Source organism: Streptomyces sp. NBC_01446 (assembly GCF_026340095.1).
Classification (GTDB): Bacteria; Actinomycetota; Actinomycetes; order Streptomycetales; family Streptomycetaceae; genus Streptomyces; species Streptomyces aureus.
In genome coordinates this window covers 934,994-947,109 of record NZ_JAPEPO010000002.1, presented here as the reverse complement: position 1 = coordinate 947,109, position 12,116 = coordinate 934,994, and the positions used below count along the sequence as shown (strand labels likewise).

At 69.2% G+C, this 12,116-nt stretch carries 11 protein-coding genes and 1 pseudogene; 6 read left to right on the top strand and 6 right to left on the bottom strand.

Features of this window, described 5'->3' with window-relative positions; genetic code table 11:
* The first annotated feature begins 127 nt into the window (after window positions 1-127).
* Window positions 128-916 (top strand): SDR family NAD(P)-dependent oxidoreductase, encoded by a 789-nt coding sequence (locus OG456_RS41995; protein ID WP_266570333.1) that lies wholly within the window; start codon window positions 128-130, stop codon window positions 914-916.
* A gap of 50 nt (window positions 917-966) precedes the next feature.
* Here the strand turns inward: OG456_RS41995 and OG456_RS41990 are convergent.
* A pseudogene (locus OG456_RS41990) lies at window positions 967-1,698 on the bottom strand (hypothetical protein); the annotation flags it as partial.
* Between the two features lie 435 nt (window positions 1,699-2,133).
* On the opposite strand from OG456_RS41990, the gene OG456_RS41985 reads away from it, so the two are divergent.
* Window positions 2,134-2,727 carry a DinB family protein gene (locus tag OG456_RS41985; protein ID WP_266570332.1) on the top strand — a complete coding sequence of 198 codons (594 nt, stop codon included), beginning with the start codon at window positions 2,134-2,136 and terminating at the stop codon, window positions 2,725-2,727.
* Window positions 2,728-2,773: 46 nt separating this feature from the next.
* Here OG456_RS41985 and OG456_RS41980 read toward each other — a convergent pair whose 3' ends face one another.
* Window positions 2,774-3,553: an SDR family NAD(P)-dependent oxidoreductase gene (locus tag OG456_RS41980; protein ID WP_266570331.1), complete on the bottom strand. Its 780-nt coding sequence runs from the start codon at window positions 3,551-3,553 to the stop codon at window positions 2,774-2,776.
* Window positions 3,554-3,562: 9 nt separating this feature from the next.
* Window positions 3,563-4,144, bottom strand: a complete 582-nt coding sequence (gene cpt / locus OG456_RS41975) for a chloramphenicol phosphotransferase CPT (RefSeq protein ID WP_266570330.1) — start codon at window positions 4,142-4,144, stop codon at window positions 3,563-3,565.
* Between the two features lie 238 nt (window positions 4,145-4,382).
* On the opposite strand from cpt, the gene OG456_RS41970 reads away from it, so the two are divergent.
* Together OG456_RS41970 and OG456_RS41965 are read left to right on the top strand one after the other, a co-directional pair.
* Window positions 4,383-5,477, top strand: a complete 1,095-nt coding sequence (locus OG456_RS41970; protein ID WP_266570329.1) for a MerR family transcriptional regulator — start codon at window positions 4,383-4,385, stop codon at window positions 5,475-5,477.
* A gap of 539 nt (window positions 5,478-6,016) precedes the next feature.
* Window positions 6,017-6,658 carry a DUF4232 domain-containing protein gene (locus tag OG456_RS41965; RefSeq protein ID WP_266570328.1) on the top strand — a complete coding sequence of 214 codons (642 nt, stop codon included), beginning with the start codon at window positions 6,017-6,019 and terminating at the stop codon, window positions 6,656-6,658.
* A gap of 21 nt (window positions 6,659-6,679) precedes the next feature.
* Here the strand turns inward: OG456_RS41965 and OG456_RS41960 are convergent, their stop codons facing one another.
* Window positions 6,680-6,862 (bottom strand): hypothetical protein, encoded by a 183-nt coding sequence (locus tag OG456_RS41960; RefSeq protein ID WP_266570327.1) that lies wholly within the window; start codon window positions 6,860-6,862, stop codon window positions 6,680-6,682.
* Between OG456_RS41960 and OG456_RS50940 the strand changes: the two genes are divergently transcribed.
* Both OG456_RS50940 and OG456_RS41950 read left to right on the top strand, forming a co-directional pair.
* The gene (locus OG456_RS50940; RefSeq protein ID WP_354006146.1) at window positions 6,785-7,003 is read left to right on the top strand and encodes a DUF3556 domain-containing protein; all 219 of its coding nucleotides are present in this window, start codon (window positions 6,785-6,787) and stop codon (window positions 7,001-7,003) included. The genes OG456_RS41960 and OG456_RS50940 overlap by 78 nt on opposite strands.
* On the top strand, window positions 7,000-8,427 hold the full coding sequence (locus tag OG456_RS41950) for an NAD(P)/FAD-dependent oxidoreductase (protein ID WP_266570325.1): 1,428 nt from the start codon (window positions 7,000-7,002) through the stop codon (window positions 8,425-8,427). The genes OG456_RS50940 and OG456_RS41950 overlap by 4 nt, the downstream gene beginning before the upstream one ends.
* Window positions 8,428-8,550: 123 nt before the next feature.
* Here OG456_RS41950 and OG456_RS41945 read toward each other — a convergent pair whose 3' ends face one another.
* Together OG456_RS41945 and cydB are read right to left on the bottom strand one after the other, a co-directional pair.
* Window positions 8,551-10,821, bottom strand: a complete 2,271-nt coding sequence (locus OG456_RS41945; RefSeq protein ID WP_266570769.1) for an FdhF/YdeP family oxidoreductase — start codon at window positions 10,819-10,821, stop codon at window positions 8,551-8,553.
* 283 nt (window positions 10,822-11,104) lie between these two features.
* Window positions 11,105-12,106, bottom strand: a complete 1,002-nt coding sequence (cydB, locus tag OG456_RS41940) for a cytochrome d ubiquinol oxidase subunit II (RefSeq protein ID WP_266570324.1) — start codon at window positions 12,104-12,106, stop codon at window positions 11,105-11,107.
* Window positions 12,107-12,116: the final 10 nt, after the last annotated feature.

Genomic DNA, 12,116 nt, shown 5'->3' with positions numbered 1-12,116 from the left:
ATGACCCCCATTTGGCACCACATGGCGTTGCCGCGCGTCGCGCCGCGTGCGCCGCCGGAATCCGTATCGTGGAACGCCGTCCCGTTCGTGCGGTGGTCGGTCGCCGCTCGGCGCAGAAAGGCGTCTCATGGAACTGAAGCTCCAGGGCAGAACCGCGGTGGTGACCGGTGCGAGCAAGGGCATCGGCCTGGCCATCACCAAGGCCCTCGTGGCGGAAGGGGTCCGCGTGACGGCCGGGGCGCGCCACATGGGCGGTGAACTGGCCGACCTCGCCCGCACAGGGTCCGTACAGGCCGTCGAGGTGGATCTGGGGACTCCGGAAGGGCCCGCCGCGCTGGTCGAGGCGGCGGCATCCGCCTTCGGGCCGCCCGACATCCTGGTCAACAACGTCGGTGCCGTCCGGCCACGCACCGAGGGGTTCTCATCCGTCACCGACCAGGACTGGACGACCACCCTGGACATCAATTTCCTCTCCTCCGTGCGCGCCACCCGCGAGGTCCTGCCACTGATGCTCCAGCACGCCGCCGGGTCGATCATCACGGTGGCGTCCGTCAACGCGCGCCTGCCCGACCCGCTCGTGATCGACTACTCCGCGGCGAAGGCGGCCCTGCTCAGCTTCAGCAAGTCGCTGTCCAAGGAGCTGGGACCGCGCGGCATCCGCGTCAACACGGTCAGTCCGGGTCCGGTCGCCACGGATATGTGGCTGGGCAAGGACGGTGTGGCGGCAACTGTCGGTCAGGCCGGGGGACTTGAGGCGGACGCGGTCACCGAAAACGTCGCGCGGGGCGCCGCGACCGGCCGCTTCACCCGGCCCCAGGAGGTTGCCGACCTCGTACTGCTCCTGGCCTCCGACCGGACGGCCAACGTGACCGGCTCCGATTTCGTGATCGACGGAGGCCTGATCACCACGGTGTGATGCGATCCGGTGCATCGGGCCTTGGTTCGCCAAGGTCTACGCCGACGGTCTCAGGGGGCGATTCCCACGCCGTCGATCCGGCTCCAGGACTTCTCCTGGGTGGCAGTCATGGCCGGCCAACGCAGGCCACTCGAACGGGAGTTGACCCGTGACGCGTAGGAATGGGGGGAGAAACCCGGGTCGTGGAAGCAGCCTGTGCCGTACCTGTGGTCGAACGCGGAGCACGAGGCCGCGATCGCATGCGGAGTCGGCTTCTTCCCGGTCCGCACCCAGGCGTCCAGTGCGGACATGGAGTTGGCGTACTCGGAGTTGCTCAGCTCGCTGTGCTCGCTCTCCCGAGTGAACGTCTGCACCAAGTTCCGTTCCCTGTGGGCGCCTTGGAGACTGGCCCGGTAGGCGGCCTCGTGCTCGACGAACGCGGTCGGGTCGTCGATCGCGTGCATGGTGAGAACGGGGATGGTCACCCTGCCGGTGAGGTCGCTGTCGTAGGAGAGGTCGCGTACGGCGCTCGGGTCGGCCGAGAACCGCTCGACGCCGGCGTTGAGCGCCCGGTCGTCGTGGGAACCGGAATATCGTACGCCCTGATTGCTGAACGGATTGCGGCCGCCGAGCCGGCTGTGCACGATGTCGCGGAAGGTGAACGTCGCGAACCGCAGGTGTGACTCGAGCGTGCGCTCGGGGATCTTCGTGACCGCGAGGATGTCGTCGAGGTTGCGCTGCTGCGCCGCGGTCCGCTCCTCGGGCTCGGAGGCATACCCGGTGCATTCCTGAAGGCGCGCCCGTCACGTCTTGGGGACGGCGATCGCGTAGTAGGCGCCGTTCGGGTCCTGGCCGGTGTAACAGGCCGCCTTCCCCGTCAGATCAGTGGGACAGGCGGTGGACACTGGTCCACTCCGGGCCGCGGCCGATGAAGCGGAAGTCGTCGAACCCGAAGCCGGCACGGGGAGCGCGCAGGCGCCGAGAGCCGCGATGCCGGCAACCATCGCCGCGCGTCGGTGAAGCCGACGGGCGCCGGACCTCCTGCGGAAACCCGATGCGATGCGTCTGGTCGTGCCCATGGGCCTGCTCCTCGTCCCCCGGCGCGCACCGTTGCGCGGCGGGGGAGATGCTAGGTACGGCGGAGCCGAAATCCCATGACGTGATCAGTAGCGTTCATATTGTTCGCCGACGGAGGCTGAACGCCGGAACAACGCTCGTGCGGGCGGCAGACTGGCCCCATGACCCTTTCGGATCCGAAAACCGACCTTCACTTCTATCTGCAGTCCGCCCGCGACGCCCTCTTGTGGAAGCTCGACGGGCTCTCCGAGTACGACGTCCGGCGCCCGTTGACGCCGACCGGAACGAACCTGCTCGGACTGGTGAAGCATGTCGCCAGTGTGGAGTTGGGATATCTCGGCGACACCTTCGGGCGGCCGTCCGGTGAGCCGCTGCCCTGGGTCGAGGAGGGCGCCGAGCCCAACGCGGACATGTGGGTCACCGCCGACGAGTCGCGTGAGTTCATCGTGGAGCTGTACCGGCGGGCGTGGGCGCATGCCGACGCGACGATCGACGCCCTGCCACTGGACACCGTCGGCAAGGTGCCGTGGTGGCCCAGCGGCAGGGACGAGGTGACGTTGAATCATGCCGTCGTACGCGTCATCGCCGATACGCACCGCCACGCCGGGCACGCCGACATCGTCCGGGAACTCGTCGACGGCTCCGTGGGGATGAACAAGGACAACGACAGCATGCCGTCCGACGACCCGGCGTGGTGGGAAGAGCATCGCGGCCGCCTGGAACGTGCGGCGCGGGAAGCCGACCGTGATGCGTAGGCGCGGTCGGCTTGTTCTGTACGGCAATTGAGCCCGCGCGGCGCCTCTAGTGAACCGAGAATCCGCCGTCGACGAAGATTGCCTGACCGGTGACGTAGGCGGACGCGCGGCCGGCCAGGAACACCGCCGCTCCGGCGAAGTCCTCGGCCAGGCCGTTGCGCCCCACCATCGTGCGGGCGGCCAGCGCGGCCACCTTCTCCGGGTCGGACGACAGACGTGCATTGAGAGGCGTCATGACGAAGCCCGGCACGAGTGTGTTGCAGGTGACGCCGTGGGGCGACCACGCCTCGGCCTGCGAGCGGGCCAGCGCCTCCAGGGCGCCCTTGGAGACCCCGTACGCGCCGCTCTGGACGAACGCCCGGTGCGCCTGCTGGGAGGTGATGTGGATGATCCGTCCGAAGCCCCGCTCGGCCATGCCGGGTCCGAACCGCTGGCCCAGGAGGTGGGGCGCCTCCAGGTTCACCGCCATGGTGGTGTCCCACACCTCGTCGCCGAGCTCGTTCATCGGCGGCCGCAGGTTGATCCCGGCGCTGTTGACCAGGATGTCGGGCTCGCCGAACACCCCGGCCGCCTGCTCCGCCGCCGCGCGCACCCCGTCGCGGGTGCTCAGGTCCGCGCTCACCCAGTCTGCCCGGCAGCCGTCCGCCGTCAACTCGTCGACAGCGGCGGTGAGTTCCGCCTCCTTGCGTGCCACGATCACCACGCTCGCCCCCGCGCGGGCGAGCGCTCCGGCGATGGCCTTGCCGATGCCGGAGCTGCCGCCGGTCACCACGGCGGTCCGGTCGTCGAGTGAGAACAGTTCGGAGAGGTAGTTGTGCGAGGTCATGATCGCACCCTAAACGGCGCCTTCATGGAGACCGTGCTCAGGCCGTCCCACAGAAGATGACGTGACCTGGGCGGCGATTGTGCGCGCGCACTGCAGGGACTCCGTGTGGGTGGTGTCCACCTCCAGGTCATAGACAACGCCCCGGTGGACCGTCTCCGCCTGCGATGCGGCCATTCCCTGGGCCCGGTCCCCGCGAAGGATCTCGCGGCCTGCGGCGACCTTGCTGTCGCACCTGACCCCCACCCACAGCACGTCCAGCCCGCCCAGAGCCTGCTGCCACCGCTGTTGGGACTCGGCTCCGCCGAGGAAGACGTCATCGATGATGATCCGGGCGCCCGCTCCGGCCGTCGCGGCGACCCCCTGCATCCATGCCGCCTCCAGCTCCCGGAAGACCGATCCGACACCGACTCCGCCGTCTTCGGCGATGTCGAGTCCGTCGCCCGATTCCCGCATGGACGCGGGCATCGCCTCGATCAGCGAGTCGATCCCGAAGGCGAGCCACGGATCCGGCAGCACCGCCTGCAGAGACCGGGCGATTGCGGACTTGCCCGCACTGGACCCACCGTTCAACACGATCACCTGAGTCGTCACCGGGTCAGGGTAGGTGCACCCATCACGGCGCCCGAAACGAATTTCGGCAAGCACCTTACCGAGCAGCGGCCTCAAGGCCTGATCGCAGGCTCACGCGTAGCCATGGGTGAAAGGCTGTCGACCAGGTGATGGGTCGTCCCTGCCGACTGAGCCCGCGCGACAGTTGACCTTCACCTTGGGGGAAGCCACAGCATCGGTGGGGCCGGGCGACGTGCTCGGCATGAGGAGGAGAGCGAGCATGGGGCTGCTGACCATCGGCGCGTTCGCGAAGGCGTCCCGGCTGTCGCCGAAGGCGCTTCGTCTGTACGACGAGCTCGGCCTGCTGAACCCTGCTCGTGTCGACCCGGTGACCGGCTACCGCCTCTACGCACCGGACCAGCTCGACCAGGCCCGACTCGTCGCCTGGCTCCGGCGTCTGGGAATGCCCCTGGCCCGCATCCAGCACGTCCGCACGCTGGATGCGGCCGGGGCGGCGCAGGAGATCCGCGCGTTCTGGGCCCAGGTCGAAGCCGACACCGCCGCACGGCGGGACCTGGCCACCTTCCTCATCGACCATCTGTCCTGGAAGGACCCCACCATGCCCACGACCGCCAAGCCCCTGGGAATCCGTTACGCGGCCCTGTCCGACACGGGCCTCGTCCGTGAGAGCAACCAGGACACCGCGTACGCCGGGCCCCGCGTGCTCGCCGTCGCCGATGGCTACGGCAGCGGTGGAGCCACCGCCAGCGCCGCGGCTGTCGACGTACTCAAGCGCTTCGAAACCGACAGCGTCCCCGCAGGTGAACTCCTCAACGTCCTCGAAGACGCCGTCGAAGACGCCAAGCGGGCCGTGCACGGCCTTCCGCCGACCGGCTCCTCGTCCGACGAGGCCTCACGGGCAGAGGCCGGGACGACACTGACCGCGATGCTCTGGACCGGAGCGCAGCTGGCCCTCGTGCATATCGGTGACTCGCGCGTCTATTTCCTGCGCGCCGGAGAGCTGTTCCAGATCACGCACGATCACACGCTCGTCCAGTCGATGGTCGACGAAGGGCGCATCAGCCCCGAAGAGGCCCTCTCCCACCCCCAGCGGTCGCTGCTGACGCGGGCCCTTGGGCAAGGAGCCGACGAGACCCCGGACATGCGCCTGCACGATGCGCAGCACGGAGACCGGTATCTGCTCTGCTCCGACGGACTGTCCACCGTCGTGCCGGGCGAAGCCATCCTGCGCGTGCTCGCCGAGACCAGGGAGCCCGACGAGACGGTCCGCGCCCTGGTGGCCCTCGTCAACGGCATCGGAGGTCCCGACAACGTCGGCTGCGTGGTCGCGGATGTCGCGGAGCTCCAGCCGTGAGTTGAACCGACGTCATGGAGGAGCCTCTGCGGTGAAGCGCATCTGACGCCACGGATCCTTCGGAGTGTCCCCGAGCAGGGCCGCGAGTGCGTGGTGGACCAGGTCGCGAGGCTGGTCGTCCGCGCCGCGGGCCTGCTCGGTCTCTCCGGCCGCATCTCGGTTGTCACGAAGCGGCTGGTCGGATACGACGACGAGTTGCTCGCCAGGATTGCGTCCTGGTCCTCAAGGCCGTCTCGGCCGGCCATGTCCTCACCGGCCTGACGCTCGCGCCGACGACCCCGGTACGCGACCTGCTCACGGACGCGGGCGGGCTGTGCGAGGCCGCTCAGGAGGAGGCGGAGCCCACGGTCCGCCCGCATGCGTCTGTAACAGGCATGTATTAGAGGGTGGTTGAACGGAACGGTCCCCGTGCCGCCAGGGTCTCAATGATCGGCAAGTGATCAACTGGTGATCAGCAACCGATCTTCAACCGATCTGCAAGTGATCAGTACGGCTCGCTCAAGACGAGTGAGCGGACACACCCTGAAAGGGATCCCCCCATGCGCGTCCAGAAGTTCTCCCTCCTCGCCGTCGCCGTCGCCGCGTGCCTCTCGCTCACCGCCTGCCAGAGCGGCGGCGACTCCTCGGCCGGGTCGGACGACTCCTCCTCTTCCGCCCAGAGCTCGGGTTCGCAGAGCTCCGGTTCCCAGGACTCCGGCGGCGGGAGCGCAACCACCGGCAAGGGCACCGGCACGGCGGGATCGGACGCGAGCACCGGGGGCTCCTCCGGAGCGGCCTCGGGCACGGGTACGGGTTCCTGCCAGACCTCCCAGCTCGCCTTCAGCAGCTCCGGCGGGATGGCCGAGGGCACGCTCATCGTGAACCTCAAGAACACCGGTTCCGCCACCTGCACTCTCAAGGGATTCCCCGGTGCCGACCTCAAGGGCAAGGACGGCACCGTCAGCGCCGAGCGCAGCAAGCTCGCCCCGCCGAGCGTCAGCGTCAAGGCGGGCGAGGAGACCCGCTTCACGCTGCACTACCCGTCGAACGACTCCGGCGGCTCCGGTGTCACCTTCACCAGCCTCGTCGTCACCCCTCCCAACGAGACGCACTCCCACACCCTGCCCGTGAGCATCAACGTTCCCGTGTCCGACGGCTCCGGCCCTGCCATCACGGTCGACCCCGTCGGCACCGGCAAGTGAGCGGCGGGCGCGAGCGATTCGTCACGTGAGGACCGCGCAGCCCGGCTTGCGCCGGCCACCCGGCGTCGCCGCCACGAAGTCGCGTACGGCCGGGAGGTCTCCGGCCGTCGGGCGGCAGGTCGTCCCATCCACCGGCAGACTCGGACCTATGAGGTCCACGACACCGCCCTCGGCCTGCTGGAACGCGGTCACGTCAAGGTGCACGACATGGTGACCCGGGGGCCCTGGCCCACCGACGGCCCGGACTGCCCGGTCTGCGAGGTGCGGTCCCTGCACCCGCTGCGGCCGGTGCCCGACGCGGACGGCTCCGTCGTGGGTCCGCCACCCATGGGCACGGCGTCATGACGTCCGCCGTCATCGTCGGCGGCGGGCCCAACGGGCTCGCCGCCGCGGCCCTGCTCGCGAAAGCGGGCCTCGAGGTCACACTCTTGGAAGCCGCGGACGAGGTCGGCGGCGGCACCCGCAGCCACGAGGCCATCCTGCCCGGCCTCCTGCACGACCACTGCTCGGCCATCCACCCCATGGCCGTCACCTCGCCGGCGCTTCGCTCACTCGACCTCGAACGGCACGGCCTGCGCTGGAAGTCGGCGGACATCGACTGCGTACACCCGCTGGACGACGGCAGCGCGGGGGTGCTGATGCGGTCCGTCGAGGACACCGCCCGCATGCTCGGCGCCGACGCCGGACGGTATCGGGCACTCTTCGAAACGCCGGTGCGCCACTGGGACGCGCTCGCCCAGGACGTCTTGCGCCCCCTGCTGCGGATCCCGACGCACCCGCTGCTGCTCGCCCGCTTCGGCCTGCCGACCCCCCTGCCCGCCACCGTCCTCGCACGGCTCTTCAGAACCCCCCAGGCGCAAGCCCTGTGGGCCGGTGTCGCGGCGCACGCGTTCCGCCCGCTGACCCACCCGTTCACCTCGGCGATCGGCCTGGGCATCCTCACAGCCGGTCACACCGCCGGATGGGCCGTCGCCGAGGGCGGGTCACAGTCCATCGCCCGCAGCCTCGAGATCGTACTGGGCGAACACGGCGGCACGATCCACACCGGCGTGCGCATCACCCGCTCCTCGCAGATCCCGCCGGCCGATGTGACCCTCCTCGACCTCGACCCCGGCCAGATCGCCCGCATCTACGGCGACCGTCTTCCCGCCCGCGTGCGATCCGCCTACCGGCACTTCCGCCGCGGCCCCGGCGCCTTCAAGATCGACTTGGCCGTCGAAGGCGGCGTGCCCTGGACGAACGCGGACGCACGACGCTCCGGCACCGTCCACCTCGGGGGGCCGCTCGCCGACGTGGCACGTGGGGAGCGGGACGTCGTGGCCGGACGGATGCCGGAGCGCCCCTTCGTCCTGGTCGGCCAGCAGTACCTGGCCGACCCCACCCGCTCGGTCGGCGACGTGCACCCTGTCTGGGCCTACGCCCACGTCCCGTACGGCTACGACGCGGACGCCACCGAGGCGATCCTCCGCCAGATCGAGCGCTTCGCCCCCGGCGTACGTGAACGCATCGTGGGACGGCACGTCACCCGGCCCGCCGACTTCGCCGCGGCCAACCCCAACTTCGTCGGGGGCGACATCATGACGGGAGCGCAGACGGTCCCGCACCTCCTCCTCGGCCCGCGCCCCGCGCTCGACCCCTACGGCACCGGCCTGCCCGGCGTGTTCATCTGCTCCGCCGCCACCCCGCCCGGCCCCGGCGCACACGGCATGTGCGGCGCCGGCGCGGCGAGGTCCGCGCTGCGGCACCTCGGAATCCGACAAGCCGTGTGACGCAGCGTCACGAGGTGAGGGCCGACGGACTCTGCTCCCGCCGGTCCTGTCCGCTGCTGCCGAACGCGGCGGAGCCCCGGCCGGTCGTCAGCCCGGCCGAGGCCCCGCCTATGTACGTCCCGCTCAGGTGGCCGCCTCGATGGTCACCTTGACGTGCTTCATGATCGGCTGGTCGCTCTGCGTGCTGTAGTCGACGAGTGCGCACAGCACGTTCATCTCGGGCATGTACCCGGCCGCGCAGCCGCGCGGGATGTCGTACGGGATGGCGAGATAGCCGTTGAGGTAGCGGTGGCTGCCGTCCCTGGCGGTGCTGGTGATGTCGACGGGGTCGAACTCGGAGATGCCGCGCTCGCGCATGTCGTCCTTGTTCATGAAGACGAGCTCACGCAGGTTCTTGACGCCGCGGTAGCGGTCGTTGTCCGAGTAGATGGTGGTGTTCCACTGGTCGTGCGAGCGCATGGTGCCCAGTGCCAGGGTGCCGGGCGCCGGTACGACGTCGGGGAGGGCGGCGTCGGAGAACTCCGCGCCACCGGACGGGGTGAGGAAGACCAGTTCGCGGGCGGGCTGCTTGAGGCGGAAGCCCAGGGGCAGGCGCACGCGGCGGTTGAAGTCCTCGAACCCGTCGAGGACCTGGGACATGGTGTCGCGGATCCGGTCGTAGTCCTCGATGTACCACTCCCACGGCGTGGGGCTGGCGGGCAGGGCCGCGCGGGCCATGCCGGCGACGATCGCGGGCTCGGACAGCAGGTGCGGCGACGCGGGGCGCTTCATGCCGATGGACATGTGCACCATGCTCATCGAGTCCTCGACGGACGTGCTCTGGATGCCCTTGCGCTGGTGGTCCTTCTCGGTGCGGCCGAGGCACGGCAGGATCAGCGCCTGGCGGCCGTGCACGAGGTGGCTGCGGTTGAGCTTGGTGCTCACCTGGACCGTGAGGTCGCAGTTGCGCAGGGCCTCGAACGTGACCGGCGAATCCGGTGCGGCGAGCGCGAAGTTGCCGCCCATGCCGACGAACACCTTCACGTCACCCCGGCGCATGGCCTGGATGGTGCCGACGGTGTCCAGGCCGTGCTCACGCGGCGGGTCGATCTTGCAGTACTCGGCGAGGCGGTCGAGGAACGCGTCGTCAGGTCGGTGATCGATGCCGCAGGTGCGGTTCCCCTGGACGTTGCTGTGGCCGCGTACGGGGGAGGGGCCGGCCCCTTCACGTCCCAGATTGCCACGCAGCAGAAGGAGGTTGATGATCTCGCGGACGGTGTCGACGCCGTGCTCGTGCTGGGTCACACCCAGGCACCAGCTGACAATGCTGCGGTCGGCATCGCAGTACACGCGCGCCGCTTTGAGGATGTCGTCGCGGCTGACCCCGGACTGCCTCTCCAGCTCCTCCCAGGACGTGTTCTCGCACAGCTCCCGGTAGGCATCGAAGCCGGTGGTGTGGCGGTCGATGAACTCCTGGTCCAGGGCCTTGGGGTCCAGCTTGGACTCTTCCAGCACCGCCTTGGCCATGCCGCGCAGGAGCGCCAGGTCGCCGCCGATCCGCACCTGGAGGTTCAGGGTGCTGGTCTTCGTCGTCTTGAACAGCGCCATGTCCATGAAGTCGTGCGGGACGATGGTGCGTGTGGCGGCCGCTTCGACGAGCGGGTTGATGTGCACGATCTGCGCGCCGCGGTGGTACGCCTCGGCGAGCGCGGTGAGCATCCTGGGCGCGTTGGAGGCGGCGTTGACGCCCATGATGAACAGCGCGTCGGCGCTCTCCCAGTCCTTGAGGTCGACGGTTCCCTTGCCGGTTCCCAGCGAAGCCTCCATGGCGCGGCCGCTGGCCTCGTGGCACATGTTCGAGCAGTCGGGCAGGTTGTTCGTGCCCAGCTCACGGGCCATCAACTGGTAGAGGAACGTGGCCTCGTTGCCGAGCCTGCCGGACGTGTAGAAGGAGGCCTGGTTCGGGTTCTCGAGGCCACGCAGTGTGCTGCCGACGAGCTCGAACGCGTCCTTCCAGCTGATCGGGACGTAGTGGTCCGTGTCGGGGTCGTAGACCATCGGCTCGGTCAGCCGGCCCTGGTCCTCGAGCTTGAAGTCGCTCCACTCGAACAGCTCGGTGACCGTGTGGGCGGCGAAGAACTCGGGCTCGACGCGCTTGCGCGTCATCTCCCACGTGACGTGCTTGATGCCGTTCTCGCAGATGTCGAGCTTCAGGCCCTTGGTGTCGTCCGGCCACGCGCAACCGGGACAGTCGAAGCCTGTGTTCTCGTGGTTCATCCTCATGATCGCGCGTGGGCCGTCCACCAGCTCACGCTCGCGCACGAGGAACTGGGTCACGCTCTTCGCGGCACCCCAGCCGGCGGCCGGGTGGTGGTAAGGGTGATACTCCGGATCCTCCTTGGCGATCGGTCCCACCCTGGGTTCCAGCTCTTCCGGCGCCTCGCTGTCGATGCTCAAGACACTCAACCCTTCGACCATGCGATTACGGGCATAAGGCCGACAAATGGTACGTTTAGTCAGGCTATGCCGGTTGATCAATGGGCGCCACCGGCCCGGAGGCATCGTCGCCCGCGGCAACCAGGGCGTCCGCCTGCCGCGAGGAGGGCCGCGCCCACCCCGCCGAGGATCACGGAGCCGGCGAGGAAGGCTCGGGTGGTGCGGGCATACGCCGGTAACCGGGGATCGACAGGTCGCATGGTCAGTGGCCCGCCGGAATGTGCTGGACGCCGATCCGCCGGCGGAAGACCCAGTACGTCCAGCTCTGGTAGATCAGCACGATCGGCGTGAACACCGCCGCGACGATCGTCATCACCTTCAGCGTGTACGACGACGAAGCGGCGTTGGAGACCGTCAGCGACCAGTCGGGGTCGAGCGTCGACGGCATGACGTCCGGATACAGGGCCAGGAACAGGGTCGCGAACGCCGCCACGACGGTCAGCCCCGACAGTGTGAACGCCCAGCCGTCGCGGCCGAGCCGGGTCATGACGAGCGCCCCGACCAGAGCCACGAACGCCACGACCATCACACCCAGGCTCCGGCCGTTGCCCGAGTCCGCCTGCGTCCAGAGCAGGAAGGCGATCAGCAACAGGCCCGCCACGGCGCCCAGTTGGGTCGCCTGGGTCCTGGCCCGGTCACGGATCTCGCCGAGCGTCTTCAGCGCCGCGAACACCGCGCCGTGGCAGACGAAGAGCGCCAGCGTCATGAAGCCGCCGAGGATCGCGTAACCGTTGAACAGATCCCCCAGGCCGCCCACGTACGACTTGTCCGCGTCGATCGCGAGGCCGCGGACCACGTTCGCGAAGATCACGCCCCAGAGGAAGGGCGGCAGCAAGGAGGTCCAGAACGTGGCCTCCTCCCAGTTGCGCTGCCAGCGCGCACCGGACTGCTTGGCGCGGTACTCGAAGGCCACGCCCCGGACGATCAGGCAGAACAGGATGATCAGCAGTGGAATGTAGAAGCCGCTGAACATCGTGGCGTACCAGTCCGGGAAGGCCGCGAAGGTGGCACCAGCTGCCGTGATGAGCCAGACCTCGTTGCCGTCCCACACCGGGCCGATGGTGTTGATCAGGACTCGGCGCTCGGTGCCGTTGCGGGCCAGCAGCTTGGTGAGGACACCGACGCCGAAGTCGAAGCCCTCGAGGAAGAAGTAGCCGATCCACAGGACGGCGATCAGGATGAACCAGAGATCGTGGAGGTGCATGACGATTCGT

Bases quoted from the DNA above. Each gene is read 5' to 3' on its own strand.
- OG456_RS41965 (WP_266570328.1), top strand. From the start codon at position 6,017: ATGCGCGTCCAGAAGTTCTCCCTCCTCGCCGTCGCCGTCGCCGCGTGC.
- OG456_RS41995 (WP_266570333.1), top strand. From the start codon at position 128: ATGGAACTGAAGCTCCAGGGCAGAACCGCGGTGGTGACCGGTGCGAGC.
- OG456_RS41985 (WP_266570332.1), top strand. From the start codon at position 2,134: ATGACCCTTTCGGATCCGAAAACCGACCTTCACTTCTATCTGCAGTCC.
- OG456_RS41970 (WP_266570329.1), top strand. From the start codon at position 4,383: ATGGGGCTGCTGACCATCGGCGCGTTCGCGAAGGCGTCCCGGCTGTCG.
- OG456_RS41980 (WP_266570331.1), bottom strand. From the start codon at position 3,553: ATGACCTCGCACAACTACCTCTCCGAACTGTTCTCACTCGACGACCGG.
- cydB (WP_266570324.1), bottom strand. From the start codon at position 12,106: ATGCACCTCCACGATCTCTGGTTCATCCTGATCGCCGTCCTGTGGATC.
- OG456_RS41950 (WP_266570325.1), top strand. From the start codon at position 7,000: ATGACGTCCGCCGTCATCGTCGGCGGCGGGCCCAACGGGCTCGCCGCC.